27 protein-coding genes and 2 pseudogenes are annotated in these 25,672 nt (G+C 65.4%); 20 read left to right on the top strand and 9 right to left on the bottom strand.

Annotated elements, in window-relative coordinates; translation table 11 throughout:
* The first annotated feature begins 78 nt into the window (after window positions 1-78).
* On the top strand, window positions 79-627 hold the full coding sequence (locus E2I15_RS25240; protein WP_137476936.1) for a carboxymuconolactone decarboxylase family protein: 549 nt from the start codon (window positions 79-81) through the stop codon (window positions 625-627).
* 54 nt (window positions 628-681) lie between these two features.
* Here the strand turns inward: E2I15_RS25240 and E2I15_RS25235 are convergent, their stop codons facing one another.
* Window positions 682-1,677, bottom strand: a complete 996-nt coding sequence (locus E2I15_RS25235; RefSeq protein ID WP_137476937.1) for a GlxA family transcriptional regulator — start codon at window positions 1,675-1,677, stop codon at window positions 682-684.
* A gap of 53 nt (window positions 1,678-1,730) precedes the next feature.
* On the opposite strand from E2I15_RS25235, the gene E2I15_RS25230 reads away from it, so the two are divergent.
* Window positions 1,731-2,444 (top strand): DJ-1/PfpI family protein, encoded by a 714-nt coding sequence (locus E2I15_RS25230; protein WP_137476938.1) that lies wholly within the window; start codon window positions 1,731-1,733, stop codon window positions 2,442-2,444.
* A gap of 7 nt (window positions 2,445-2,451) precedes the next feature.
* Here E2I15_RS25230 and E2I15_RS25225 read toward each other — a convergent pair whose 3' ends face one another.
* Window positions 2,452-2,931: a hypothetical protein gene (locus E2I15_RS25225; protein WP_246667917.1), complete on the bottom strand. Its 480-nt coding sequence runs from the start codon at window positions 2,929-2,931 to the stop codon at window positions 2,452-2,454.
* Between the two features lie 271 nt (window positions 2,932-3,202).
* On the opposite strand from E2I15_RS25225, the gene E2I15_RS25220 reads away from it, so the two are divergent.
* The 5 genes from E2I15_RS25220 (at window position 3,203) to E2I15_RS25200 (ending at window position 9,038) form a co-directional block, all read left to right on the top strand.
* Complete coding sequence (locus tag E2I15_RS25220) at window positions 3,203-4,291, top strand: amidohydrolase family protein (RefSeq protein ID WP_137477005.1); 1,089 nt, start codon at window positions 3,203-3,205, stop codon at window positions 4,289-4,291.
* Window positions 4,288-5,400 carry an amidohydrolase family protein gene (locus E2I15_RS25215; protein ID WP_137476939.1) on the top strand — a complete coding sequence of 371 codons (1,113 nt, stop codon included), beginning with the start codon at window positions 4,288-4,290 and terminating at the stop codon, window positions 5,398-5,400. The genes E2I15_RS25220 and E2I15_RS25215 overlap by 4 nt, the downstream gene beginning before the upstream one ends.
* Window positions 5,401-5,694: 294 nt before the next feature.
* Window positions 5,695-6,108: a Rieske (2Fe-2S) protein gene (locus E2I15_RS25210; protein ID WP_137476940.1), complete on the top strand. Its 414-nt coding sequence runs from the start codon at window positions 5,695-5,697 to the stop codon at window positions 6,106-6,108.
* Between the two features lie 179 nt (window positions 6,109-6,287).
* Window positions 6,288-6,902 carry a glutathione S-transferase family protein gene (locus E2I15_RS25205; protein ID WP_137476941.1) on the top strand — a complete coding sequence of 205 codons (615 nt, stop codon included), beginning with the start codon at window positions 6,288-6,290 and terminating at the stop codon, window positions 6,900-6,902.
* A 60-nt stretch (window positions 6,903-6,962) separates the two neighbouring features.
* Window positions 6,963-9,038 carry a 2Fe-2S iron-sulfur cluster-binding protein gene (locus E2I15_RS25200; RefSeq protein WP_137476942.1) on the top strand — a complete coding sequence of 692 codons (2,076 nt, stop codon included), beginning with the start codon at window positions 6,963-6,965 and terminating at the stop codon, window positions 9,036-9,038.
* Between the two features lie 49 nt (window positions 9,039-9,087).
* Here the strand turns inward: E2I15_RS25200 and E2I15_RS25195 are convergent, their stop codons facing one another.
* Both E2I15_RS25195 and E2I15_RS25190 read right to left on the bottom strand, forming a co-directional pair.
* Entirely contained in the window at window positions 9,088-9,444 is a 357-nt protein-coding gene (locus E2I15_RS25195; protein WP_137476943.1) for a hypothetical protein, read from the bottom strand.
* Window positions 9,445-9,586: 142 nt separating this feature from the next.
* The gene (locus tag E2I15_RS25190; protein WP_137476944.1) at window positions 9,587-10,162 is read right to left on the bottom strand and encodes a TetR/AcrR family transcriptional regulator; all 576 of its coding nucleotides are present in this window, start codon (window positions 10,160-10,162) and stop codon (window positions 9,587-9,589) included.
* A 124-nt stretch (window positions 10,163-10,286) separates the two neighbouring features.
* Between E2I15_RS25190 and E2I15_RS25185 the strand changes: the two genes are divergently transcribed.
* Window positions 10,287-11,264 carry a zinc-dependent alcohol dehydrogenase family protein gene (locus tag E2I15_RS25185; protein WP_137476945.1) on the top strand — a complete coding sequence of 326 codons (978 nt, stop codon included), beginning with the start codon at window positions 10,287-10,289 and terminating at the stop codon, window positions 11,262-11,264.
* Between the two features lie 86 nt (window positions 11,265-11,350).
* Here E2I15_RS25185 and E2I15_RS25180 read toward each other — a convergent pair whose 3' ends face one another.
* Window positions 11,351-13,351, bottom strand: a complete 2,001-nt coding sequence (locus tag E2I15_RS25180; protein WP_246667918.1) for a hypothetical protein — start codon at window positions 13,349-13,351, stop codon at window positions 11,351-11,353.
* Between the two features lie 417 nt (window positions 13,352-13,768).
* Here E2I15_RS25180 and E2I15_RS25175 point away from each other — a divergent pair.
* A pseudogene (locus E2I15_RS25175) lies at window positions 13,769-14,128 on the top strand (amino acid kinase family protein); the annotation flags it as partial.
* A gap of 14 nt (window positions 14,129-14,142) precedes the next feature.
* A complete protein-coding gene (locus E2I15_RS25170) occupies window positions 14,143-14,910 on the top strand; it encodes an amino acid kinase family protein (protein ID WP_137476946.1) in 768 nt (255 codons plus the stop codon).
* A gap of 68 nt (window positions 14,911-14,978) precedes the next feature.
* On the opposite strand, the gene E2I15_RS25165 is transcribed toward E2I15_RS25170, so the two are convergent.
* Complete coding sequence (locus tag E2I15_RS25165) at window positions 14,979-15,263, bottom strand: hypothetical protein (protein ID WP_137476947.1); 285 nt, start codon at window positions 15,261-15,263, stop codon at window positions 14,979-14,981.
* Window positions 15,264-15,556: 293 nt separating this feature from the next.
* Between E2I15_RS25165 and E2I15_RS25160 the strand changes: the two genes are divergently transcribed.
* Complete coding sequence (locus E2I15_RS25160; protein ID WP_137476948.1) at window positions 15,557-15,928, top strand: cupin domain-containing protein; 372 nt, start codon at window positions 15,557-15,559, stop codon at window positions 15,926-15,928.
* A 23-nt stretch (window positions 15,929-15,951) separates the two neighbouring features.
* On the opposite strand, the gene E2I15_RS25155 is transcribed toward E2I15_RS25160, so the two are convergent.
* The gene (locus tag E2I15_RS25155; RefSeq protein WP_137476949.1) at window positions 15,952-16,560 is read right to left on the bottom strand and encodes a TetR/AcrR family transcriptional regulator; all 609 of its coding nucleotides are present in this window, start codon (window positions 16,558-16,560) and stop codon (window positions 15,952-15,954) included.
* 112 nt (window positions 16,561-16,672) lie between these two features.
* Here E2I15_RS25155 and E2I15_RS25150 point away from each other — a divergent pair, with 112 nt between their 5' ends.
* The 8 genes from E2I15_RS25150 (at window position 16,673) to E2I15_RS25115 (ending at window position 23,455) form a co-directional block, all read left to right on the top strand.
* A complete protein-coding gene (locus E2I15_RS25150; protein ID WP_137476950.1) occupies window positions 16,673-17,368 on the top strand; it encodes a PspA/IM30 family protein in 696 nt (231 codons plus the stop codon).
* A gap of 70 nt (window positions 17,369-17,438) precedes the next feature.
* Window positions 17,439-17,714, top strand: coding sequence for a YiaA/YiaB family inner membrane protein (locus E2I15_RS25145; protein WP_137476951.1), 276 nt, complete (start codon window positions 17,439-17,441; stop codon window positions 17,712-17,714).
* A gap of 182 nt (window positions 17,715-17,896) precedes the next feature.
* Window positions 17,897-18,988: a GNAT family N-acetyltransferase gene (locus E2I15_RS25140; RefSeq protein WP_210241862.1), complete on the top strand. Its 1,092-nt coding sequence runs from the start codon at window positions 17,897-17,899 to the stop codon at window positions 18,986-18,988.
* Window positions 18,985-19,860 carry a HesA/MoeB/ThiF family protein gene (locus E2I15_RS25135; RefSeq protein ID WP_137476952.1) on the top strand — a complete coding sequence of 292 codons (876 nt, stop codon included), beginning with the start codon at window positions 18,985-18,987 and terminating at the stop codon, window positions 19,858-19,860. The genes E2I15_RS25140 and E2I15_RS25135 overlap by 4 nt, the downstream gene beginning before the upstream one ends.
* On the top strand, window positions 19,857-21,056 hold the full coding sequence (locus E2I15_RS25130) for a hypothetical protein (protein ID WP_137476953.1): 1,200 nt from the start codon (window positions 19,857-19,859) through the stop codon (window positions 21,054-21,056). Before E2I15_RS25135 ends, E2I15_RS25130 begins: the two co-directional genes overlap by 4 nt.
* Entirely contained in the window at window positions 21,053-22,174 is a 1,122-nt protein-coding gene (locus tag E2I15_RS25125) for a GNAT family N-acetyltransferase (protein ID WP_137476954.1), read from the top strand. Before E2I15_RS25130 ends, E2I15_RS25125 begins: the two co-directional genes overlap by 4 nt.
* On the top strand, window positions 22,171-23,166 hold the full coding sequence (locus E2I15_RS25120) for a nitroreductase family protein (protein ID WP_137476955.1): 996 nt from the start codon (window positions 22,171-22,173) through the stop codon (window positions 23,164-23,166). The genes E2I15_RS25125 and E2I15_RS25120 overlap by 4 nt, the downstream gene beginning before the upstream one ends.
* Window positions 23,167-23,248: 82 nt before the next feature.
* Window positions 23,249-23,455, top strand: coding sequence for a hypothetical protein (locus E2I15_RS25115; protein ID WP_038376311.1), 207 nt, complete (start codon window positions 23,249-23,251; stop codon window positions 23,453-23,455).
* 287 nt (window positions 23,456-23,742) lie between these two features.
* Here the strand turns inward: E2I15_RS25115 and E2I15_RS39725 are convergent.
* Window positions 23,743-23,886 (bottom strand): annotated as a pseudogene (locus E2I15_RS39725) (DUF2478 domain-containing protein); the annotation flags it as partial.
* A 338-nt stretch (window positions 23,887-24,224) separates the two neighbouring features.
* On the opposite strand from E2I15_RS39725, the gene E2I15_RS25105 reads away from it, so the two are divergent.
* Window positions 24,225-24,605, top strand: coding sequence for a hypothetical protein (locus E2I15_RS25105; RefSeq protein ID WP_137476956.1), 381 nt, complete (start codon window positions 24,225-24,227; stop codon window positions 24,603-24,605).
* A gap of 90 nt (window positions 24,606-24,695) precedes the next feature.
* On the opposite strand, the gene E2I15_RS25100 is transcribed toward E2I15_RS25105, so the two are convergent.
* On the bottom strand, window positions 24,696-25,547 hold the full coding sequence (locus E2I15_RS25100) for an SDR family NAD(P)-dependent oxidoreductase (RefSeq protein WP_137476957.1): 852 nt from the start codon (window positions 25,545-25,547) through the stop codon (window positions 24,696-24,698).
* Window positions 25,548-25,672: the final 125 nt, after the last annotated feature.

Here is a 25,672-nt window from a genome sequence, read left to right as displayed (position 1 = left end):
TGCCCGCGCGCGGATCGCAACAGCTCGGTTGCGATCGGAGGCTTCGGGCTCAATCAACACCGCGAAAGGCATTCCCCGATGGCGCGTTTTCCTGTCCATACGCTCGAGTCCGCCCCTGAAGCCTCGAGGCCTGCTTTGCGCGAGGTCGAGGCGCGGTTTGGCATGATCCCGAACCTTGCGGCGGCGATGGCGACGTCACCCGTGCTGATCCAGAGCTTCATCGGCATCTTCGACAAGGTTCACGGCGGCAGCTTCACCGAGCAGCAGATCCAGACCGTGCTGCTCACCGACGCGGTAACCAATGGCTGCGCCTGGGCGGTCGCGCTGCATTCCGCGCTCGGCTTGCAGGCCGGCCTCGATCCGGCCGATGTCGATGCGATGCGCGCCGGCCGCTCGCCTGCCGACAGGACGCTCGGCGCGCTCTCGACGCTGGCGCGGTCGCTGATCGAGAAGCGCGGGCGGCTCGACGATGAGGAGATCGAACGATTCCTGGCGGCCGGGTTCTACAAGGACCTCGTGCTCGAGGTGATCACCATCGTGGCGGCGTCGACCATCACCAACTACACCGGCAGCGTCACCAATCCGCCGCTTGAGGCGGCGTTGCAGGAATATGCCTGGAAAGGCTGAGACGGTCGCGCTCCAGGGTCTTTACTGCACGCTGGCTGCGGATCGAAGCGCATTCTAGCCCGCAAATCTGGCGCGGTAGTCTTGCGGCGTGGTCGACAGCAGGCGCAGGAAGCTGCGGCGCATCGTTTCCTCGGACCCGAAGCCGCAGCGCTGCGAGATGCGTTTGATCGGCAGGCGCGTTTCCGAGAGCAGATGCCGCGCGCCCTCGACCCGGAGCCGCTCGATCGCGCGCGCCGGCGTCAAGCCGGTCGCTTCGGCGTAATGGCGGCTGAAGCTGCGCTCGCTCATACCGGCCTGTTTCGCCAGCGTCGACAGCGAGAGGTCGCCGGCCAGATGGTTGCTGATCCAGTCGTGCAGCGCGCTGAACCTGTCGTCGGTTGCCTGTAGCGACAGGATTTCGCTGAATTGCGCCTGTCCGCCCGGCCGCTTGAAAAACACCACGAGATAACGGGCGACGGCAAGCGCCGCGGTGCGGCCGAGATCCTCCTCCACCAGCGCCAGCGCTAGATCGATGCCGGAGGTGACGCCGGCTGACGTCCAGAACGAACCATCGCGCACGAAGATCGGATCGGGTTCGACGCGGACATCGGGAAAGCGCTCGGCGAGCTCTGCGCAAAATCCCCAATGGGTCGCGGCACGCCGGCCATCGAGGGCGCCGGATGCGGCGAGCAGGAACGCGCCGGTGCAGACCGATGCGGTGCGGCGCGCCTGCCCGGCGCGTTCGCGCACCCAGTCCACCAGGACGGCGTCGGCCGCCGCGGCGTTGACGCCGTCGCCGCCCGGAATCACCAGCGTGTCGACCGCGCTGTCGATGGCGGGCAGTGGATACACCGCGAGCCCGACGCCGGCGGACGACTCGACGCTCGGGCCATTCTTTGCAACGACGCGGACTTCATATGGCTCGGCGTTGCCAGCCTTGGCCGCCAGCGCATTGGCGGATGCGAACACCTGCAATGGCCCGGTGACGTCGAGCAACTGCACAGCCGGATAGGCCAGCACCTCGATCGAGCGGCGGCGATTTGGCGAAAAACGTGGGCTGGTTGGCGTCATCGCCGAAACCTGCCGCGCTAGATTCGCTTTGTCCATAGCGTAAGGAAAGTTCGATGATTGCTCACGATGTTCATCTGCGGATCGGTTCGCTGCTGTTCGAAGGCGTCGATCAAATCGATTTGACCGGGCCGTTCGAGGTGCTGTCACGGATTCCGAATTCGACCTGCCGCATCTACGGCAAGACCGCCGAGCCGGTCCGCGACATCAAGGGATTGCGGCTGACACCGGACGCAACGCTGGCCGATGCGCCGCCGCTCGATGTGTTGCATGTGCCGGGCGGCTTCGGTCAGGAAGCCTTGATGGAAGACGCGGAGGTGCTCGGCTGGATCAGCCGGCAGGCAGCGGGCGGATGCCGCATCTTCTCGGTCTGTACCGGAGCCCTGCTGTGCGGAGCGGCCGGCCTGTTGAAGGGACGCAGGGCGACGACGCATTGGGCTTCGCTGCATCTGTTGCCGTTCTTCGGCGCTGTTCCCGTGAATGAGCGCGTGGTGATCGATGGCAGCTACATCTTTGCCGCCGGCGTGACCTCGGGCATCGACGGAGCGTTGCGGCTGGCGGCTGAATTGCGCGGCGACGATGCCGCGCGGTCGATCCAGCTCTATATGGCCTATGCACCGGAGCCGCCGTTCGACAGCGGCACGCCGGAGACGGCGCCGCCCGCGATCCTTCAGCAGGCCCGGCAAGCCGTGCGCGCGATCACGGCGCAGCGGGAGGAGACCGCGCGCCGCGTGGCTGCGAAGCTGGGCGTCGTCGTGCAGGGAGTCTGAGCGTGGACTAGTTTCCCGGCGCGAAGCTGCAGTCGGCGCCGCCGCCGGCCTTGTCCTTGATCACCGTCGGATCGAGCGTGCAGGACAGTTTCGACAGCGCCTCGTAGATCGTACCGGCGGCGCCGTCGGGCGGCACGCCGGCGAGCGCTTCGGTGGCGAAGATCGCGTTGGCCTCGCGTCCCTTCACGGTACGGGTGTTGCCGCCGAACGTCAGCGCGCAGGAGCGCGAGGTGATGTCGACATTGCTGGCGCGGCAGACGACCTTGTCGGCGGTGACGACGATCTTCCTGGTGATGGGGACATTGCTGTCACCATTGAAGAACGCGGCGACCGCCTTCTTCTCCTTGGCCGGCAACGGCGCGTAGGGCGCCACCACGCCGGCGAGCGCCAGCGCGACCGAGCCCGAGGTGGTCGCGGGCGCGGCCCACGTGGCAGACGCGGCCAGCGACATTGAACATGCGAGGATCGTCAATCGGCCAAGCCTCATTCCAGGCCTCATTCCAGGCCTCATTCCAAGTCTCATTCCCGTCTCCTGTACCTGCGCTTTCCGCGGCGCGGAATCGCTAGCACGTCTCGCGGCCTGAACAGGTGACGCCATTCACAGGCGATCCCGCAACTTCGCGTGAGACGCGGATGCGCACAGGGCAGGGCGGCCCCGCGTGGACCGGCTTGCACGATCGCGCCATCGGCGGCACAGTCCGGTCCGTGGCAGCGATGCCGCCAACAACGACGACAAGAAGATCAATCCGGGGAACGCCATGGCGGCCACGCGCATCGACTGCGACATCCATCCCGCGGTGGGGGGAACGCGCACCACGCTGCTGCCTTATCTGAGCGATCACTGGAAGGAACAGGTGGTCAGCCGCGCCATCGACGGGCTCGATCTCAATTCCTATCCGCCGTCGATGCCGCTGTCCGGCCGCGCCGACTGGCGGCCGGCCGACGGCAGCAAGCCCGGCAGCGATCTTGCCATGGTGCAGCGCGGCGCATTCGACCAGCTCGGCGCCAGCCACGCGATCTGCAACGTCGTCTATGGCGCGCAGGCGGTGTTCGATTCGTACATGGCGGCGGACTTCTGCAAGGCGATCAACGACTGGATCGCGGCCGAGTGGCTCGCCAGGGACAAGCGGCTGCGCGCCTCGATCGTGGTGCCGATCCAGGCGCCGGATCTCGCGGTCGAGGAGATCGAGCGCAGGGCCGGCGACAACAGGTTCGTCTCGGTGCTGGTGCCCTCGCAAGGCGAGACGCTGCTCGGGCGGCGGCATTACTGGCCGATCTACCAGGCCGCGGAGAAGCACAAGCTGCCGATCGCGATTCACGCCGGCAGCGCCTACCGCGGCGCGCCGAGCTCGATCGGCTGGCCGTCCTACCGCTACGAATATTATCTCGCCGAGGCGCAGGCGTTCCAGGCACAGACGTTAAGCCTGATCTATGAGGGCGTGTTCGGGAAGTATCCCGGATTGACCGTCGTGCTGATGGAGTCGGGCGTCAGCTGGCTGCCGGCCTTCATGTGGCGCGCCAACAAGACCTGGCGCGGCGTGCGCGTCGAGGTGCCGTGGGTGGAGCGCGAGCCGGCCGCGATCATCCGCGATCATTTCCGCGTCACCATGCAGCCGTTCGACGCGCCGCTGGATGCAACCGGCGTCGCCGACATCATCGACCAGATCGGCTCCGACAAGATGTTCCTGTTCGCATCCGACTATCCGCATTGGCAGTTCGACGGTGACGATCCGATCCCGCCGCATCTGCCGAAAAGTCTTGTCGAGCGGATGTGCGAGGACAATCCGATTGAAACGTTCCCGCGTCTGAAGCTCGACGCTGACCAATTTCAAAGGAGGATCGCATGAGTGACGTCATCGACCGCCCGATGCTCGACCAGGAGAAGGCCGCCGCAACGCGGCTCAGAATTATCGATTGCGACATCCATCCGAGCATTCACGCGCACAGCGACCTCAACGAGTTCCTGCCGAAACGCTGGCAGCAGCATCTGAAGGAATATGGCAGCCATCTGCGCACGCCCTATATCGGCACCACGCCGTATCCGCGTTCCTCGCCGCTGATCGCGCGGCGCGATGCTTGGCCGCCGACCGGCGGCGTACCCGGCTCCGATCTCGATTTCATGCGCAAGCAGCATCTCGATCCCTTCGACGTCGAGTTCGGCATCCTGCAGGTGCTCGACCTCTTCATCTTCTCGCAGCAGAATCTGGAATTCGGCGCCGCGATCCAGCGCGCCATCAACGACTGGCAACTGGCGTTCTGGGCGCATCGCGATCCGCGCCTGAAGGCCTCGATCCTGGTCGGGCAGGACGGCTCGGACCTCGGCCTCGCCGAGATCGAGCGCTGCGCCAGATCAGGCGAATACATCCAGATCAACGTCTCGCCGCGCGCCAACGAACCGCTCGGCCGCCGCCGCTACTGGCCGATCTATGAACGCGCGCAGGAGCTCGATCTGCCGCTCGGCATCCATGTCGGCGGCTATGGCGGGCATGCGCCGACCGGCGGCGGCTGGCCGTCCTATTATTGCGAGGAGCATCAGTCGAACGCGCACACGGTGGCCTCGAATCTCACCAGCCTGGTACTGGAAGGTGTTCCCGAGCGCTTCCCGAAACTGAAGATCGTGTTCATCGAGGGTGGCTTCGGCTGGATCCCCGCGACGATGTGGCGGATGGATCAGCACTTTGAGCGCTTCCGCAGCGAGGTGCCGCATCTGAAGCGCAGGCCGAGCGAATATGTGAAGCAGCATTTCTGGTTCACGACTCAGCCGATCGACGAGCCTGATGAAGCCAGGCATCTGCGCCAGCTGATCGAATGGGTCGGCATCGACCGGCTGTTGTTCTCGTCGGACTATCCGCATTGGGACTATGACGACGCTCGCTACGCCTTCAAGACACCGCTGACGGAAGCCGAGCGTCGCAAGATCTTCAATGCCAACGCCCGCGCGGTTTACAAGTTCTAGAGCAGATGACTTTACTCGGAACCGAGCAGCGGACCCCACTTCACCTCGCCCCGCGTGCGGGGAGAGGCATAGGCCGCCTTCGGCGGCCGTTCTCAAGAACGCCGAAGCGGAGCTTCGGCTATGACGCATCGTCAGATGCGTTCCGGGTGAGGGGGAATCTCCGCGGACGCAGCTATCGCCGGACACGCGTAGACAGCCCCTCACCCCAACCCTCTCCCCGCAAGAACGGGGCGAGGGAGCGCGCCGCCGTCGCGGTCGCTATCCGACCCAATCTCATTGTCCTCTAGGATTCCGATGACCCGTCACATCGTCGCGCGCACCAGTGAGATTCCGACCGGCGGCAACAAGGTGTTCGGCCTCGAGGGCCGCGACATCGTCGTGTTCCACGTCAATGGCGAGTTCTTCGCGCTGCTCAATCGCTGTCCGCATGAGGGCGCGCCGCTGGAGAAGGCGGCCTGCGTCGCGCGCCTGACCTCGCCGGAGCCCGGCGTCTATCAGCGCGATCGGGTCGGCGAGATGCTGCGCTGTCCGTGGCACGGCTGGGAATTCGACATCCGCAACGGGCAGTCCTGGTTCGATCCCAAACGGTTCAGGATCCGCTCCTATCCTGTCGCGGTCGAGAGCGGCGCCGAGTTGCAGAAGGGGCCGTATGTCGCCGAGACGTTCCCGGTGCACATCGAGGACAATTACGTGATCGTCGAAGTTTAACGGACGCTATACGCACCTTCGTCATGGCCGGGAGCCCGGCCATGACGTTCTGCGCAAATCATCTGTTGCAATTATTGCAATAATGAAGTGTCGTCGACGACAATTATAATAATCGCCGCAATGGGCCACCTTGAGCTGGCGGTCGGGAATGGACCCGTCCACCACATCAGGAACGGCACATGAAGCTCTACTACTTCGCTCTCTCCGGCCACGCGCATCGCGCGCGCCTGTTTTTGTCCCTGCTGGGCATTCCGCACGAACTGGTCGACGTCGACCTCAAGTCCGCCGCGCAGAAGCGGCCGGAGTTTCTCGCGCTCAACCCGTTCGGCCAGGTGCCGGTGCTGGACGATGACGGCACCATCATCTCCGACTCCAACGCGATCCTGGTCTATCTCGCGACCAAGCTCGGCCGGACCGACTGGCTGCCGCAGGATGCCAAGGGCGCTGCCGCGGTCCAGCGCTGGCTGTCGGTTGCTGCCGGCGATCTCGCGTTTGGGCCCGCAGCGGCACGGCTCATCACGGTGTTCGGCGCGAAGCGCGATCCAGAAGAAGTGATCGCGCGGGCGCATGCTCTGCTGAAGCGGCTCGAAGCCCATCTCGCCGGTCGCGACTGGCTGGTCGGTACGGCGCCGACGGTCGCAGACGTCGCGCTCTACAGCTATTTGTCGAGCGCGCCCGAAGGCAATGTCGATCTCTCCGCCTATGCGCGCGTCAACGCGTGGCTGCGCCGGATCGAGGCGCTGCCGGGCTTCGTGGCCTTCGCCAGGACTCCCGTCGGTCTGGCGGCTGCGTGACGTGCTGACCGGGCGTGCCGTCAGGCGCGCCCGTCCAACCCCGAAGGGGAGGGCGATACGATGAGCGACAGACGAACCAAGAGCAAGCTCGCGACCTGGCACGCCGGCGAAAAGGCGATCCAGCAGCAGGTCGGCGTCGCCGAGAAGATGGAGGCCGTCGGCCAGCGCGCGGTGCGCGACTTCATGCCCGACCAGCACCGCGATTTCTTCGCGCAGATTCCCTTCATCGTCGTCGGCAGCGTGGACCGAAGCGGCGACGCCTGGGCTTCGCTGCTGGCCGGCAGGCCCGGCTTCATCGCCTCGCCGACATCGCGCAGCCTCGAGATCGATGCGCGGCCTGACGCCAGCGATCCCGTCAGCGCAGGCATGCGCGAGGGCGATGCGATCGGACTGCTCGGAATCGAACTGCACACGCGGCGCCGCAACCGTGCCAACGGGCTACTGCGCGCAGCATCAGGCAAGGCGCTCAGCTTCGAGCTCGATCAGAGCTTCGGCAATTGCGCGCAGTATATCCAGCTCCGCGATTTCGCCTTCGTGCGCGCGCCGGATGAATCTTTCGCGGGAGAGATCGAGGCGAGCACGACGCTCGATCAGGCCGCGCGCGACATGATCAAGGCGGCCGACACGTTCTTCGTGGCGTCCTATGCCGAGCGCGAGGACCGTCGCCAGGTCGACGTCTCGCATCGCGGCGGCCGGGCGGGCTTCGTCCGCGTCGCCGACGACGGCACGCTGACGATTCCCGATTTCGCCGGCAATCTGTTCTTCAGCACGCTCGGCAACATCCTCGTCAACGGCAAGGCCGGGCTGGTGTTTGTCGATTTCGAAACCGGCGACTTGCTGCAGCTGAGCGGCGATGCCGAGGTGATGCTGGACTCGCCGGAGATCGCGGCGTTTCAGGGCGCCGAACGGTTCTGGAGTTTCCGTGCCCGCCGTGTGGTGCGCAGGCGCGGCGCGCTGCCGCTGCGCTGGGCGTTCCGGGCCGAAGGCTGGTCGCCGAATTCGCTGATGACCGGCGACTGGGCGCAGGCCGCCGAGCGGATCCGCGCGGCCGAGCGCGCGACGCAGTGGCGGCCGTTCAAGGTCACCAGGATCGTCGACGAGAGCCGATCGATGCGCTCGCTTCATTTGCAGCCTGACGACGGCGCGGGGTTGCTTCCGCACCGGGCGGGACAGCACTTACCGATTCGTCTCTCGTTGCCCGGTATCGACAAGCCCGTCATCCGCACCTACACGCTGTCGGTCGCGCCGTCGGACGGCATGTACCGCATCAGCGTGAAGCGCGACGGTGTCGTATCGCAACATCTCCACGACAGCATCCATGTCGGCGACATCATCGAAGCGCGCGCGCCGGCCGGCGGCTTCACGATCGATGCGCGCGAGAAGCGGCCCGCGGTGCTGCTCGCCGGCGGTGTCGGCATCACGCCGCTGCTCGCGATGCTGCGCCACGTGGTCTATGAAGGGCTGCGCACCCGCAGCATCCGGCCGACATTCCTGTTTCAGGCCGCGCATGCGAAACAGGACCGCGCGTTCGGCGACGAATTGCAGCAGCTGGTGGATGCCGCCGGCGGCGCCGTGCGGATCATCCGCGTCCTCGGCGATGTCGACGGCGCCGAGCAGGGCACAGACTACGACGCTGCGGGACGGATCGACATGGCGCTGTTGTCGCGCGTCCTGCCGTTCAATGACTACGACTTCTATCTGTGCGGACCGCCGCAGTTCACCCAATCGCTCTATGACGCCCTGCGCGGCTACAACATTGCCGACGGCAGGATTCACGCCGAAGCCTTCGGTCCTTCATCGCTGGTCCGGAAGCCCGACCTCGTCACCGCAACGCCGCCGCGCCGGCCGCCGGCGACGACGCCGATCCCGGTCGCCTTCACCGCATCGCTGAAGGAGGCGCGCTGGACGCCGGAGGCGGGGACGCTGCTCGAACTGGCCGAAGCGCGCGGCCTCAGCCCCGCCTTCAGCTGCCGGGAAGGCAATTGCGGAACCTGCCGAACCCGATTGCTGGCTGGCGCCGTGACCTATGTGAAGCAGCCCGCCGCCGAGGTGGCCGATGACGAGGTGCTGATCTGCTGCGCCGTCCCGGCGAAGCCGGAGGCCGACGGCGAGGGGCGGATCCAGCTCGCGCTGTGACCGAACCGCGCCTGCCGATGGTTCGGGTGCATGGCGCCTTCGCGGCCGCTCAGCCCATGCTGCCCGGCATGAAGCAGCGCGGCCTCGGGTGCCCGTCCAGATAATACGGCCAGACCATGGTGCGGCCGGCGCGGTTCGGTCCGGCGACGACGGCGTCATCGGGAACGTCGACCCACTCACCCTCGAGGCGAACACGATAGTGGCCGTCCTTGGTGTCCCAATCGGCGTCATCGACACGCTTCGCGTCACTGCCGTCGCAGCAGGGGCCCTTGACGCTGCGCAGGCTCTCATACCAGCCGTTCAATTCGGGTTGCTGGTGATCATGGGCCTGCGCCGGGCCGATCGCCGGCTTCGCCAGCAGGGCCGTGACTGCAACGAGCGTCGCACGCCAAAACCGTTTGTTCATCTGATCCTCGAATCCGGAAAGCCCATGACAGCCAATCCGGACATGGTCATCGGGATCAGGACATCAATTAGATGATGATCGACATATCATCACATTCGTGCGAGCGCAGCGGGGCGCTGCGGAAGGCCGGGTGCTGACCAACTCAGGCGAACAGGCTCATCACCTGGTCGATCACGGCCTTCACCTGCTTCGAGTCCGGCCTCTGGTGCGCGAGCGCCAGCAGTCCGGCATTCACCACCATGATGGTGTGGGCGGTGACGTCAGGGTCAAAGCCCTTGCTGAACTGGGCGCGGTCAGTGCGTAGCCGCGTGCGCAGCAGCTCTTCAAGCCGCCGGTTGTAGCGCTCGATGCTCTTGCGGAGCTCGACCTGGTCGAGCGAACCGTCGGTCGCGGAATTGATCGACAGGCAGCCGCGCTGTCCCTTCTCACCCGAGCAATAGGGAATGAATCCGGTGAGCCATTGCTTGATGACGTCCCGCGCGGGCCCCGGCTGCGCCAGCACGCGCTCGGCCCAGCCAAGGATGCCGTCATGATAGCGGTCTAGCACTTTCAGGAACAACGCGTTCTTGTCGCCGAACGCCGCGTACAGGCTGGGCTTGGCGACGCCGCTCGCCGCCGTGATCTCGTCGAGCGAGGTCGCCTGAAAGCCCTTCTGCCAGAACATCTGGCGGGCGATTTCCAGGACATCGTCAGGATCGAAGCTGCGCGGTCTTGCCATATCCGTCTTTTATGTACTCTCGCGTTGGATGGGAAGCCCTCAGCTCATCCTGGAAGCTTTTCGGCCTGTTGACGTTCGGCTCATTCAATACTATTAAGTACAGAATGAAATACGGAGAGGTGCCATGAAGGCTGTTCAGGTCGTTGCGTTTGGACGTGCCGCGGAGGTGGTCAAGCTCAACGAGGTGCCGGACGTGGGCAGCCCCGGCCCCGACGAAGTCGTGGTCGCGGTGGAGGCCGCGCCGATCAACAATTCGGATTTCATGATCATCGCCGGGCGCTATGGCTATCTGCCGTCGCCGCCGGCCACGCTCGGGATCGAGGGCGTTGGAAGGGTCGTGGCCAGAGGAGCGCAGGTGAAGAACCTGAAGGAGGGCGACCGCACGCTGATTCCATTCACAGTCCCGACCTGGACCGAGCGGGTCAAATTCACGGCGTCATGGCAGCGTCCACTGCCCGAGACTGCGGATGTCCGGCAGCTCTCAATGATCGGGGTCAACCCGGCCACTGCCTATTTGCTGCTGACCGATTTCGTGAAAGTTGCGCCCGGTGGCTGGGTGATCCAGAACGGCGCCAACTCGGCGACGGCCCGCGCGGTGATGGCCATCGCCAAGTCGCTCGGGCTCAAGACCGTCAACATCGTCCGGCGCGAGGAGGTCGTGGATGAGGTCAAGGCGATCGGCGGCGATATCGTGCTGCTCGACGGGCCGGATCTCGCCAAGCGCGTCGCCAGGGAAACGGGTCGGGCGCCGATCCAGCTGGCGCTTGACGTCGTTGGCGGCTCATCCGCCTTGAACCTGATGAACTGCCTCGCGCCAAAAGGCGTGCTGGTGATCTACAGCGCGATGAGCGGCCAGCCGTTCTCCGGCTCGGCCTTGAGCGTGATCTTCAACGAGGTGTCGGTGCGCGGCTTCTGGCTCGGCCATTGGGGCAAGACCGCGACGGACGAAGCGTTGGCCGGAATGTACGACCATCTGGTGCCGATGGTCGCATCCGGCGCGATCAGCGCGCCGGTGGTCGGGACCTATCGCCTGGAGGATTTTTCGCAGGCGATCGCGCAGGCGTCGGCATTCAAGGGCAAGGTGGTCTTCACGCCAAGCTAGGCCGCGCGTCCGGAAATTCGCCGGCGTGACGCGGCGCCGCCATGTTCGCCTTCGCCGACATGTGTCCGCACGTCACGCCGGAGCAGCTAGACGATGGTCGAGAGCGTGAACGCGTGCCACGCACTCCAGTCAATGCCATCGTACGCGCGCACATACATTGTTTCAGTGCCGGTGGTGGCGCCGCCACGCATCCAGACATCATCGAGGTCGGCGGCATTGACGTCGATCACCGTGCTGGCTGCCCAATGGGAATTCGCAGAGGTCCAGAAGTAGCCGCTGTCGGCGTTGCCGCCGCCATCCCAAAATTGATAGGCGGCCGCGGGATTTGCGTCAGCGTCGGGATAGGACACCAGGTTGCCGACCTGGCTCCACTCGTTGACGTGCAAGGTCTGGTTGCTGATCGAGGCATCGGGGGCGTGGTTTGCCAGACTGGTCACGGTAAAGCTGTCCCAGGCACTCCAGCTCGTTCCGTCGAAAGCGCGTACAAACATGGAATCGGTACCGGCCGCGGTGCCACCTCGCACCCATACATTGGCGAGGTCGGACGCCGAGACGTCGATGACTGTGCTGGACGCCCAGTGCGAATTGTCGGGCGTCCAGAAATAGGCGCTGGTCGCAGCCCCGCCACCGTCCCAGAACTGGTATTGGGTGATTGCATCGCCGTCGGCGTCGGATGCCGTCGTCCAGTTGACGAGCTGCGCCCATTGCGCGGCGTTCAGCGTATGATCGTTGATCGTCGCGGTCGGAGCCGTATTGGTCGACGTCAGATTAAAGCTGTCCCAATTGCTCCAGGCGGTGCCGTCGAATGCCCTTACCCACATCGTCTCGGAACCGGTTGTCGAGCCGCCACGGATCCAAACATTGGCGAGATCGGCAGCCGAAACGTCGATCGTCGTGTTGGCGGCCCAGTGTGAATTGTCGGGCGTCCAGAAATAGGCGCTGGTCGCGCCCGCGCCGCCGTCCCAGAACTGGTATTTGGTGATCGTGTCACTTTCGGCATCGGTGGCAGTGAGCCAGCCTTGCGGTTTGACCCATTGATTGACGTGCAGCGACTGGTCGTTGATCGTCGCGACCGGCACCGTGTTCGGCGTCGACGTCACGGTGAATGTGTCCCAATTGCTCCACTCCGTTCCGTCGAATCCCCTTACCCACATCGTCTCGGAACCGGTTGTCGAGCCGCCATGAATCCAGACATTGGCGAGGTCCGCAGCCGAAACGTCGATCGTCGTGTTGGCAGCCCAGTGGGAATTGTCGGGGGTCCAGAAATAGCCGCTGGTTGCGGCGGTGCCGCTATCCCAGAATTGGTACTTCGTGATCGCGTCGCCATCGGCATCGGTCGTGGTCAACCAGTTGTCGACGGTGACCCATTGATCGATATGTACGGAATGATCGTTGGCTGTCACGACGGGCGGGGTGTTGGCCGACGTCAGCGTGAAGCTGTCCCAGTTGCTCCAGTTCGTTCCGTCGAACGCTCTGACCCAGAACGTCTCGGAACCGGTTGTCGAGCCGCCCTTGATCCAGACATCGGCCAGATCGGCGGCCGCAACTTCGATCGTCGTGTTGGCAGCCCAATGGTCATTGGTGGAAGTCCAGAAATAGGCGCTGGTCGCGGAGGTGCCGGCGTCCCAGAACTGGTATTTGGTGGCTGCATCCCCATTGGCATCGGAGTAGGTCAGCCAGTTCGTGGCTTGCGTCCATGTATTGGTGTGCAGCTGCACGTCGGGGACCGTGACGACCGGCGCAGTGTTTGGAATCGTCGTGAGCGTGAAAGACGTCCAGTTGCCCCAATCGGTCCCGTCGAAGGCGCGTACCCACAGTGTCTCTGTGCCGCCGACTGCACCGGCACGCACCCACACATCGGAGAGGTCGGACGCCGCAACTTCGATCGTCGTGTTGGCGGCCCAATGGTCGTTGGTGGAAGTCCAGAAATAGGCGCTGTTCGCAGCCGAGCCGCCATCCCAGAACTGAAATTTCTGCGCGGGATTGCCGTCGGAGTCGGCATAAGTGAGCCACGGCTGCATCTTTTGCCACTGATTGTACAACAGGCTGTGGTTGCCAATCGTGACGACCGGTGCGGAATTGGCCATGGTTTGCGTCCTCGTGGGGTGCGCCGGTCGAAACCGGCTAATTTGCAAGGTGCAAGGCAATCAATTTGGCCCGTGAGGCGGGCCGGTCCTGGTCAAGTGTCGTTCGGCTGAGATCAGCGCTAAAGAAATCGTTAATATCAAATTCAGGATCGCAGAATTTGAATGCAGCATCTATGATGGGTGTCACGCCCATCGGTTTAGTCGCCTGCGGCAAAGTGTCCTAGACCCCGGTTGCGAACGGCCTCGCATCGCGTGTCGCGACACGCACTCCCCGGCACCATTGGCGATGGTCTCTGCCGAGGCGCCGCGGAAGACCAAAGGGACAATGCGCGGCACATTGGAAATAAGGAACGTTCTCATGGCGAACACGACGGCGTAGCTTGAGGCGCTGCTGATGCAGCGATCGTTGACCGATCCTACGGCCTCTGGATGCGACCGGCAGCCGAGGGCATGATCCCGCCCTATCGCACCGACGCCGGATGCTTCCTGGTCGCCGAACAGTTCGGCTGCAAGGCGATGCTCTATGCCAAGGACGAGTACGGTCTCTACACCGCGAATCCGAAGACCTCGAAGGACGCGACCTTCATTCCGAAGATCTCGGTCGCCGAGATGAAGGCCAAGGGATTGCAGGATTCGATCCTCGAATTCCCGATGCTCGATCTGCTCGCCACCGCGCGCCATGTCCGCCAGGTGCAGGTCATCAATGGCCTCGTCCCCGGTAATCTCACCCGCGCGCTTGCGGGCGAGCATGTCGGCACCATCATCACCGCGAACTGAGCAGGGACACGACCATGGATGACACCATCAAGCACGTCGCTTCGCCGCTTGCGCGCCAGACCCTGCTCGACAGCGATCTCACCCGTCCCGTTGCCGGCGGCCGCCCGATCCCGCTGCTGCCCTGGGTGCAGGTGGTGAAGATCGGCGGCCGCTCCATCATGGATCGCGGCCATGAAGCGATCCTGCCGATCGTCGCCGAGTTGCGTTCACTGCTGCCCGAGCACCGCCTGCTGATTCTGACCGGCGCCGGCATCCGCGCCCGCCATCTCTACAGCGTCGGCCTCGATCTCGGCCTGCCGGTCGGCTCGCTCGCGCCGGAGGGCGTGTCCTATATCGAGCATCCGACCATCGCGAGCCAGCTTGCGATCCATCTCTCCGCGGCCCGCGCTGTCGTGGGCAGCGCGTTTCCGCCCTATCACCATCGTGAATTCCCGGTCTCGCGCATCCCGTTGCATCGCGCCGACACCGGCGCGTTCCGGATTGCCGATGCGCTCGGCGCCGCCGGCCTGACGATCGTCGAGGACGTCGACGGCGTCTACACCGACGATCCAAACGGTCCCGAGGGCAAGGAGGCACAGCTGCTGCGCGAGGCCAGCCTCGCCGACCTTGCGAAGCTGAAGGGCACGCTGCCGTTCGATCCCGCGCCGCTCGAGGTGATGGCCAATGCGCGGCATATCGAACGCGTGCAGGTCGTGAACGGCCTCGTTCCCGGCCGGCTCACCGCGGCGCTGCGCGGCCAGCATGTCGGGTCGATCATCCGCATCGGCGCGCGGCCGGCCTGATACCGCTGCAGTGGCCGCGCGCCCTGTTGTGCGGCGCGCGCCACTCCACTGCGATGATGCGCCGGCGGTTACTTGATCGTCGCGTGCACGGTGATGACCGAGGTTCCGGATGCCTTCGGCCCCTGGCCCGTTGCCTTGATGGCAAAGGTGTCGCTGCCCTTGTATTTGGCCTTCGCCTTGTATTCGAAGGTCGATGCGTTGATCTTCTTCAGCTTGCCGTAGGCCGGCTTTTGCGAGATCGACGAGTCCGTCACCGTGCCGCGGATTCCGATCGGGATCTGGCAGCTTTGGCCTGACGCGACGTCGATATCGCCGGTCGAATTCTCGCCCCAATCCGCCAACGTCACCGACATCGAGCATTCCGGCACGGGCTGCGCCAAAGACGCTGGCACGACACTTGATGCCGCAAGGATGAACGCCAAAGCGGCTGCCGTCGACAACCGTGTCGTGACGATACTCGTTTTCATGCAAGGCCCATTGCTGAAGGTTCTCGGCCCGGGAATCCTGCAACGTCGGGGGAGGGGTGGCAAGGACTTCGGCTCATGTGCACGGCGGGGCGTTGAATCGGCGATCCGACATCTTGTTGCCTCGGCGAGGCGCCCATAGTCGTCGGCACGACGGCTCGCGTGGCAGACAAGAGGTTCCAATGGCTGAAAGCAGCGACGGTCAGGCAAACGCTCAACAAGCCGGATTTGCCGGCGTCACCCGCAGGACCCTCGAGCGTCTCGCTTTGCCCGGCGATGATCGCGAGCTTGTCGTTGCCGAGGTGACCTATCCGCCCGGCGGGGTCGCTCCGCTGCACCGCCACCCCGTTGGCGGCGTGGTCTTCATCGTCGAAGGCGTTGCCGAGTCCGCCTATGGCGATGAGGCGCCGCGCCAATATCGGGCAGGCGAGACCTTGCAGGATCGACCGGACGTTCCGCACACGCTGTTTCGCAATTGCGATCCGGACCGGCCGCTGCGCTTCCTGACCATCTACGCACTCGAGCCCGGGCGCGCCTACACGATGGAGCCGTGAAGCGAGGGGCGCATCCGGAAATCCTATTCCTTCCTCGCCGTCAGCCCGTCGACCATCGCGCGCGTCAACGTTGCGATCTCGCTGCGCAATGCGCCGATCGGCACCGCGATCAGCTTGTGCTCGAGCCCGAGCGCGACCATGCCATGCACCGCGGAGAACAGGCTGCGCGCGGTGACGCCGAGTTGCGCCGGCGAACGCTGCGGAAACAGCACGGCGAGCGGCTTGTAGATGTGGCGGAACAATTCCATCTGCTCGGTGATCGCCCATTCCGGCACCGGCTTGCCGGGCTGCATGCGATGCTCGAACAGCGCGCGCCACAGTTCGAGATTGTCGGCGGCGAAGTCGCAATAGGCGACCGCGATCCGCACCAGCATCTCGCGCGGCGCCGCGGCCCCGCCGATTTCGGCCAGCGACAGCGACGCATCGAGCCGCGCCAGCGTGCGCGAGCCGACGCGCAGGATCAGCTCGTCGACATCCTCGACCAGGTTGTAGACGCCGCCATTGGCGACGCCGATTTCCTGGGCCAGTTCGCGGGTTTTCAGGCCGCCGAGACCCTTTGCCGCAATCGCCCGTTCCGCCGCCTCGATCAGCGCTTCCCGCAGTTTTGCTCGTCGTTCCAATGCCTTGGACATCTTTGATCCTTCGTTAACCATCGTCTTGAGCAATGCTCAAATAATTCTTGAGCGTTGCTCATTATGTGGTACAAGAGATTCATGAGCGATGCTCATAACAGGGAGTGACCAAATGTTCAAAACTGTTTTGACGCTTTTCCGCGGCAGCGTGGCAGCAGCGGAGGAGGAACTGCAAGACCGGACAGCGCTGGTCATCCTCGACCAGCAGGTGCGCGATGCCGCCGCCGCCGTCGACCGCTCGAAGCGGACACTGGCGCTGGCGATCGCCGGCGACCAGCAGGAGGGCCGGCGGCTCGACGCCACCAACGCCCGGATCGCCGATCTCGAACAGCGCGCGTCGGCGGCACTCGAGGGCGGCCGGGAAGACCTCGCCCGCGAAGCCGCGCAGGCGATCGCCAATCTCGAAGCCGAGCGCGACGCCGCAATGACCGCACGCGCGCTGTTCGCCTCCGAGATCACCCGGCTGAAGCGCCATGTCGGCAACGCCGAGGCGCGCATCGCCGAGCTCGATCGCGGCCGCCGCCTCGCCCGCGCATCGGAAGCGGTGCGTTCGCTGCGCCGGAGCGGCATCGAGGCGGCGCGCCCCTACGAGTCGACGCTGCCGGAAGCGGAGGCGACGCTGAAGCGGCTGCGCGAGCGGCAGATGGAGATCCAGGCCGCCGACGAGGCGTTGATCGAGATCGACGCCGCCGCGGGACCGCTGGCCACCGCCGAGAAGCTCGCCGAGCAGGGCTTCGGCCCGCGCATGAAATCGACCGCCGACGACGTGCTGGCGCGGCTGAAAGCCAAGCGCCCGCCCCCAGCCTGAAATCCCAAGCCTGAAACCTCAAGCCTGAAACCAAGCCAACTTCAAACCAATTATCGTCAAGGAGATTACCATGAACCAGACCATCCAACCCCACAGCGGCAGCTGGGTTACCTTCACCTACGCGTCCTTCGCGGCTTCCGCCTTCCTCGTCGCCGTCGGCGTGTTCTTCCTGCCGATCGATCTCTGGATGAAGGGCTATCTCGCGATGGGCATCGTGATGCTGGTCCAGACCTGCGTCACGCTGACCAAGACAGTGCGCGACAATTACGAGAGCAGCAAGTTCGTGAACCGCATCGAGGACGCCAAGGCCGAGCGCCTGCTGATGGAAGTCTCCAAGGCGGCGTGAGAGGGACCCGAGCCGGAGCCCGAACCAAGCGGCGGGTGCGTTTCACCCGCCGCTTTCGTCGTCCGGACCAACTTTGTTCCGTTTCCGGAAGGCCTTGTTTACCCTGCGGCCAACAGCGTCAGGTTGCGCTCATGGCTCCTTAACAGGGGCGAGTGCAGAGATCGCGCCCGAGGGACAGAGAAATGGCGTCCACGGACAATCCCACGCCGGCTTCGCGCGGCAGCAAGAGCCTTGCCAAGAGCCTTGCCAAGCACCTTGCCAAGCACCTTGGCAGGGCGCGCGCCGCCTTTGACGGTCTGCGCAGCCATGGCGGCTTCTGGCTGAAGGCGCTGTCGCAGCCGACCATCGATCTTAGCTTGCGCACCCAGGCCGGCCAGCGCACCCGCATCGTCGAATCGCCGGGCCTGTCGCTGCCGAGGGACGAGCTCGACGCGCTGGTCGAGCAGCTGCGCATCGTCGCCGCCAAGACGCTACCCGAGGAAAGCCTGACCTACGGCATCTTCTCCGGCGAACCCGAGCGGCTGTCGCGCGCCGTCGTCACGCTGATCTCGGAGGAAGACACCGGGCGGCCGATCGCCTTCAACGCGCTGTCGGTGATGGACGTGCCGCTCGACGGCGAGCCGGCCGAGGTCACCCATCTCGGCCTCGTCATGGTCGATCCCGACGTGCGTGGGCAGGGGCTCTCCTGGGTGCTCTACGGCCTGACCGCGCTGGTGCTGTTCGCCCGCGACGGGCTGCGGCCGAAATGGATCTCCAACGTCACCCAGGTGCCGGCAGTGGTCGGCATGGTCGGCGACACCTTCTCGGACGTCTACCCGTCGCCGCTGCCGGGCGCGCGACAGAGCTTTGCGCATCTCCAGCTGGCGCGCGGCATCATGGCAAGGCATCGCGCGGTGTTCGGCGTCGGCGAGGAGGCCGGCTTCGACGAGGCGCGCTCGGTCATCACCAACGCCTATACCGGCGGCTCGGACGCGCTGAAGAAGACCTTCGAGATCGCTCCGAAACATCGCAACGCTATCTACAACGAATTCTGCGAGCGCGAGCTGGATTACGGCCGGGGCGACGACGTGCTGCAGATCGGCCGCATCGATCTCGCCGGCGCGCGCCGCTACATCATGAGCGAGGTGCCCTCGGGCTCGCTGCCGGCGCTGCTCGCGGCATCCGCGATGCTGGCGCTGCAGCGGCTGGTGCTGCCGATGGTCTACTGGATGGACGACAGCCGCGCCTTCGGCACGCTGCGTCCGCGCAAGCAGGATGGCGGGGCCGCGCGATGAATTTCGACTACTACTCCTTCACCGGCCGCAATATCGGCTTCATCGACGAGCACGAGCAGCAGCTGCTGCGTCAGGCGCGGGTGTTCGTCTGCGGTGTCGGCGGCATGGGCGGCGCGGCCTTCATGGCGCTGGCGCGCGCCGGCGTCGGCAAATTCGTGATCGCCGACATCGACCGCTTCGAGGTTTCCAACCTCAATCGCCAGGTGTTCGCCTTCGCCGACGAGGTCGGGCGCGAAAAGGCGGCGGTTGCCGCCGAAGCCGCAAGGCGCATCAATCCGACCATCGAGATCGAGGTGCTTGGCGAGAACTGGACCAGCGAGCTGGCCGGGATCGCCGCGCAGTGTCCGGTCATCGTCAACGGCATGGACGATATCGCCGCCGGCGTTCATCTGTACCGGACCGCGAAGCGCGCCGATGCAACCGTGATCGACGCCTACATGTCGCCGCTGCCGTCGGTGATCGTGGTGCGCCCGCACGATCCGCGGCCCGAGCAGCGCCTCGGCTTTCCCACGCTCGGCAAGGACTGGACCGACATCACCGAGGACGACCGCCGCGCCGCGATGCGTGCCGAGATCGAGCACGTGATGCTGCACTCCTCCTCGCGCAATTATGTCGACCTCGCCATCGCCGGCGAAGTCGCCGCCGGCCGCCGCAGCCGGATGTCGTTCGCGCCGATGGTGATCTCGACCGGCATGCTGATGGCCTATGAGGCGGTCGCGCTGATCCTCGGCCGCACCTCGGGCACCGATTGCCGCGGCTGGTTCCTCAACCCGCATCGGCCCGCGATCGAGAAGCCGCGCAATGCGCTCGTCGCCGCCCTGATGCGTCCGCTGGTGCGGCGGGCGATCGATGAGTTGACGGGCGGCAAATGACCTCCGGGGTGATCGCCGATTCCATCGTCAATCTGTGCGGCGCCATCGGGCTCGCCGTGGCGATGATGACGTTCTACCGGCGCGATCCGAGGAGCCCGCTGACGCGCCGCCTGCTGCTCGCGCTCGGCGTGATCGCGATCCTGTTCCTCGACCGCGGTCTTGCCTGGTGGACCGGAAGCCGCCTGCTCGACCGCCTCTCGGTGATCCCGGCCTCGCTGGTCCCGCTCGGCGCCCTGATCGTCACCGAAGGCATCCTGCGGCGCCACGCGCCGCGCGCGGTCAAGATGGCGGCGCTCGCAGGCGCCATCCTGCTCGGCCTCGGTGGCCTGTTCGGGCTGCAACGGCTGGCGATGCCTTACGCGATCGCGCTGGCGCTGTTCCAGCTCCTGGGCTTCGCCACTTGCGCCCTGCTGCTGGCGACGCGGGATCGCGCCGCGCTGATGGCTGCGGAGAACCGCAGCATCGGCCGCATGGCGGTCGGCGCGCTGGTCGTGATCCCGTTCATCCTGACCGATTTCCGCACGCTGTTTCCCGATATCCCTCTGCGGCTCGGCGCGCTGGGCGCGCTGCTCACCGTGACCGTGATGCTGATCGCCGGCGGCGGCGCCGAGACGCGCCGGCACGGCCTTGCGATGATGGCGCTGCGGTTGATCTCTTCGGGCCTGCTCGGCCTCGCCGCCGCCTTCATGGCGCCCGACGTCGACGCCGCGCAGATGGTCCGGTTCGTCGCGGTTGCGATCGCCGGCGTGCTGACCATCGGATTGATGACGGACGCGCTGCGGGCGCTGTTCGAATCGCAGGAGCCGGGCGTGCTCAATTCGGTCGCGGCATCGCCGGCGCAGACCCGCGAGCAGTTGATCGCCGAGCTGGCGCGGCATCCGATCTTCGAAAGCGCGCGGCGCTTTCGCGAGAACGAGCTCGCGCTCTACGATCCGCCGCTGCTGCACGACTTCCTGTCGACGCGGCGCGTGCTGCGGCGGTCGGATGCGCCATGGGGACTGGCGCCGACCGCTCCCGCGGCCGAGCGCATGGTCTCGCTGATCTCGGCCAACAACGCCTCCCATGTCATCGTGCTCGGACATGATCCGCTCGACCTGATCGTGCTCGCGGTGCCCGTCACCGCGGCCGATCCCGCCACTGAGACCGCGCTGGCGCTGGTACGCCGGCTGCTGGCGTTGACCCCGGAGGCCAAATGACATCAGAGATCCGCGAGGGCGACCGCAGGGCGGCATTCGACGCCGCGCTCAACGCCTATGGACCCGACAGCCTCTACGTGCCGCCGCTGTGGAGCGATTTCGACCGGATGTTCGATTCCGCAAGGAACCCGTTCGTCACCGAAGGCCATGGCCGCTATGCGCTATTTTCAGCGCATCGCGATGGCCGGCCGGTCGGCCGCATCGCCGCCTCGATCCACGACGCGTCCAACCGCAAACACGGCACCCGCCACGGTGCATTCGGCTTCTTCGATTGCATCGACGACGTCGAGGTGGCCGATGCGCTGCTGCGCGCCGCCGAGCAATGGCTATCGGCGCGCGGCATGAGCCGCGTCGCCGGCAATTTCAATCTGACGGCGATGCAGCAGATCGGCGTGATGACCGACGGGTTCGACCATGCGCCGTTCACCGACATGATGTGGTCGCCGCCGCACATTGCGAAGCATCTCGAACGCGCCGGCTATGCCGCGACCTTCCCGATGACGACGTTCGAGATCGCGCTCGACGGCGGCAAGCCGGAGCAATTGCTCGGCGACAAGCAGCGCGCGGTGCTCGCTGACCCGGATTTCGTCTGGCAGCCGATCGAGCGTTCCGCCTTCAAGGTGCGGCTGGAGGACGCGCGGCTGATCCTCAATGACGGCTTTGCGGACAATCCGATGTTCGTGCCGCCAACCGCCGCCGAATATCTGTTCCAGGCCGGCGACATGATGTGGATCATCGACAAGCGGATTTCGACCGTGGTCTATCACCGCGGCCGGCCCGCCGGCGCGATCATCGCGATCCCCGACCTCAATCCGCTGATCAAGGCGATCGGCGGCCGGGTCGGGCTGACGGCGCCGTTCAAATTCGTGCAGCACCGCATCATGAACAGGCGCGCGGTGCTGATCTATCAGTCGGTCTGCCGCGACCTGCACAATCGCGGCCTCAACGGCGCGATGCTCTACCGCACCGCGCTGGCGTTGCAGGACGCCGGCTACCGCACGCTGGGCGGCACCTGGATCGCCGACATCAACGGTCCCTCGCTGCGCCAGGTCGAGAAGGCCGGCGCAACGCCGCTGCACCGGCTGCATCTGTTCAGCAAGCGGCTGGCCGCGGCATGAGCGAGCTGACGCCGGATTTGCTGCGCGAACTGGTCGCGGAGGCGCGGCTGGCGCCGAGCGTCCACAACATCCAGCCGACCCGCTGGCGCCTGCTCGGCGATGGGCGGCTGGCACTGGTCGACGCGACCGGCGTGCGCGCGCCGGTCGCCGACCCCGCGGGGCATGACGTTCGGGTGTCGCACGGCGCGGCGCTGGAGGGCATGAGCCTCGCGCTCAACCGCCGTGGCCTTGCAATCACGGGCATGACCACGATCGAGCAGCCGCTGTCGCCGCAACTCTCCGTGCTCTGTTCGTTTGCGATCAGGCAAGGAGCCGAGCCCGATCCGCTGGCGGATTTCGTGGCACGCCGCGTGTCGTGGCGCGGCAAGTTCGCGGCGTCGGCTGACGATGCGGCGGCGCTGGCGCAGCTGGCAGCCGCGCGCGACGATGTGATCTGCATTGCCGATCGCCGGAAGATTGCCGATATCGTCGGCTGGGCCGACTGCGCCGAATTCTCCTTTGTTCGCGGCGACGACTACCGGGCCGAGCTGCTCGCATGGATGCGGCTGTCGCCCGGCCATCCGCATTATCTGCTGGACGGGCTCAATCGCGACGCGCTCGCCATGAATGCGCTCGAGGCCGCCGCCGCGCGCTACGTGCTCGGCGCCCTGTTCAAGCCGCTCGATCGTCTCGGCCTCGCCGCCTCGTTGCTTGCCGACGCCGCCAAGACCGCGTCGGCATCGGCGATCGTGCTGTTTTGCCGCCCCGTCGGTGAGGATCCACTCACGACCGGTCGGCATTTCTACCGCGTCTGGCTGGAGATCGATCGCGCCGGTTTCGCGGCGTGCCCGATTTCGGCGCTGGCCGATCACCCTGATTTCAACGACCGGCTGCGAAAGCTCGGCAACATCGGCGCTGATCTGCGCCTCGTCAACGTGTTCCGCATCGGCCGGCCATCAAAACCGTTGAAATCGCGGCATTTCCGGTTGCCGGTTGACCGGCTCATTGTCTGAAAATTAAGCTGCAATCCCCGCTGTCAAAACTTCACGCGGTCGTGCTATGACGCCGCCCGCTAACCAACGACCGGTGGAGATGATGTCGAAGCAATCGCTGCGCGAGGAGGCTGAACGCCTTATCCGCGAGACCATGGAAAAGCGGAACCTCGTCATCAAGCAGGGCATGACCCGGATCGAGGCCGTTTGCGGGAAATGCGGAGCGCCGAATCGGGTGCAGGCGGAAAAGGGCCAGTCCCGCGTCAAGTTCACCTGCAAGAATTGCGACCACAAGCAGGAAACGCTGTAACCGAGCCCCTAACGCGTCCGGTTCTGTTATCCCGTCATCCCCGCGCAAAGGCGAAGCTTTTGCGCGGGGATGACGGTGATAGCTTTGTGTAGGGTGGGTGAGCGAAGCATAACCCGCCTTTGTACAGCGTTGGGAGAAGAGGTGGGTTACGCCTTCCGCCTTCGCTCGCTGAGCTACGGCGGACATAGTCGGCTAACCCATCCTACGAAACAACTCTACTTGAACGCCTCGCAGACCGTGATGTGATCCGGCGCGATCCTGGCCGCGGTCCGCAGCGAGACGTTGTGCTACCACGCATCCAGCGCGTGGCGGTCGCAGGCGAGCTTCACGCTCATCCCGCCGGCGAACTTGATCAAGTCCGCAAAGCTCGCGCGCGACACCGCGATCACGACCGGAATGTCGGCGCCGAGCGCGCGCTCGATCAGGAAGCCGAGGCCCTTGCCTGGTCAAATGGGCCCTTCGCGGACCTCGCTATATTATATTGTATATCACGACTGCGGCGTGGACGCCACGGCCATTCAGGGCACGCGCGCGCACTGCCGAACCGAATGAATTCTCTGGAAAATCGCGAAGAAAAATCAGCCTTGGCCTTGTGCTGATTTATTCGCGGTCGCCCGCCCGGCGTCAATCAGGGGGCGGCGGGCTTCAATCAATTCTAATGCCGCGCGCGCTTCTGCCGATGGCTGCCGCGACTATACTTTTAAGGGCTGGACGCTGGTCGTCTTCGCGATATATTGAATGGAATATAACGATGATCCGGAGTGCCGGCATGCAGATCGAAACCCAGGAGCTCACCAGCTGCGAAGTCGCGTCCGACGGCTGCGCCATTTCGCTGGGCTTCGTGGACGGCAAGGGCGAGCCCGCAACCATCCGCCTGTCGATCAACCAGGTCGGCGCGCTGGTCATGACTTTGCCCGGGCTGATCAGCAAGGCGCTGCAGACCCGCTTCGGCGACCAGACCTTGCGCTACGCCTATCCGCTGGATTCCTGGGTGATCGAACAGTCGACCGATCCGGCGCAGGGCATGATGACGCTGAAGACCTCGGACGGCTTCAGCGTCTGCTTCTCGATCCCGCGCGCCCAGCAGAGCGAGCTCGGCGAGGCGCTGGTGGCGCAGCCAGAGGCGCCGGTGCGCGTGCGGGCGAATTGAGGAGGTGCGCAGGATGGGTGGAGCGAAGCGATACCCATCGCATCAGCCGCGACATGATGGGTATCGCTGCGCTTCACCCATCCCACGAAATCACTTCCCCTTCACGAACGCCGCGAATGCATCGCCGTAATCCGGATGCCAGCGCGACAGCGGCGGGCGGTTCTCGACGATGTCGCCGGCGGCCCACAGGATGCGGCGTTCGTCGAGCGCGCGCGGCACGTCGTTATCGGGGCAGAGGATATAGAAATCGCCGGCTTCGAGGCGCTCGATCATGAAGTCGACGGTCTGCTCCGCCGTCCAGGCGCCGGCCGGCTTCTCGGTGCGGCCGCGCGCGGTCAGCCCGGTGAAGACGAAGCCCGGGATCAAGAGATGCGCCGATATCTTGCAGCCGTCGGTGTTGCGCAGTTCGTGCTGCAGCGCCTCGGTGAATGCCTTCACGCCGGCCTTGGAGACGTTGTAGGCGGGATCGCCCGGCGGTGTGGTGATGCCCTGCTTGGAGCCGGTGTTGATGATCAGCCCCGGCCGGCCGCGTTTGATCATGTCAGGCGCGAACGCCTGGGTGCCGTTGATCACGCCCCACAGATTGACGCCAAGGATGCGCTGCCAATTGTCCGCGGGTCCGAACATCGCACTGCCGGGCTGGATGCCGGCATTGTTCATCAGGATGTCGGTGCCGCCGAATTGTTTCGCGACCGCGGCTTCGAGCTTTGCCACCTCGTCCGCGCGGCTGACGTCGATCGCCGCCGTCATGATATCAGCCGCGCCGCCCGGCGCCGCAGATGACAGTTTTGTCGCAGCCGCCTTCAGCCGGTCGTCGCCGAGGTCTGCGATGCAGACCTTCATGCCGGCCTGCGCGAACCGCAATGCGGCGGCAAGTCCGATGCCGGAGGCACCGCCGGTGATCACGGCAACATGATTGGCTGACATCACAGGGTGGGGCATCGGTGGTCTCCGGACACATATGTGGCTGAGGTTCAGTCGCTATCGTACCATGCACGCGGGCGCATGGGAGGTTTTCATGCGCGACACACTGTTCAACGACCGCGCGACTTTACGGTTTCGCGCCT

Origin of the sequence: Bradyrhizobium sp. BR2003 (assembly GCF_009720285.1) — a bacterium.
Classification (GTDB): Bacteria; Pseudomonadota; Alphaproteobacteria; order Rhizobiales; family Xanthobacteraceae; genus Bradyrhizobium; species Bradyrhizobium elkanii.
The sequence above is the reverse complement of the archived record's forward strand: the minus strand, read 5'-3'. Positions and strand labels throughout refer to the sequence as shown.